Origin of the sequence: Ewingella sp. AOP8-B2-18, assembly GCF_052376015.1 — a bacterium.
GTDB lineage: Bacteria > Pseudomonadota > Gammaproteobacteria > Enterobacterales > Enterobacteriaceae > Ewingella > Ewingella allii.
Genome location: NZ_JBQSVB010000069.1, coordinates 1 through 407, shown reverse-complemented (window position 1 = coordinate 407; position 407 = coordinate 1). Strand labels below are relative to the sequence as shown.

General features: G+C 47.9%; 1 protein-coding gene. It reads right to left on the bottom strand.

From position 1 onward, the window contains the following. Positions 1 to 4: 4 nt before the first annotated feature. A partial coding sequence (locus tag ACT3RR_RS23175) for a Tn3 family transposase (protein WP_204363934.1) occupies positions 5 to 407 on the bottom strand: 403 nt, incomplete at its 5' end.

Sequence of the window (407 nt, the reverse complement as noted above, 5' to 3'; positions counted from 1 at the left end):
TACGCTAAGCCTGTTTTTTGTACATATTACTATTCACTGAGCGTAATGCGCGGTATTTACCCTGTCCCAGTTTGAGGTTCGTTCTCCAGACGTAATCCCCGCTCAGGTTGATATGTTCCCATCCCAGTGGTGACAGATGGGTAATCAGTTGCTCATTAATCGGGATCCCTTTTCGTCTCAAAGAATCTATCGCTCTTTCTATATATACCGTATTCCACAGTGAGATCGCCGCAGTCAGCAACGTCAGACCGCTGGCTCGATAGCTCTGATTCTCCAGCCCCCGATCTCTGATTTCACCCAGCCGATGCATAAAGACCGCTCGCGCAAGGGCATTGCGAGCCTCACCTTTATTCAGCCCCGACTGTATTTTAACGAGGAATATACATGCGACGTAATGCACAAAAATG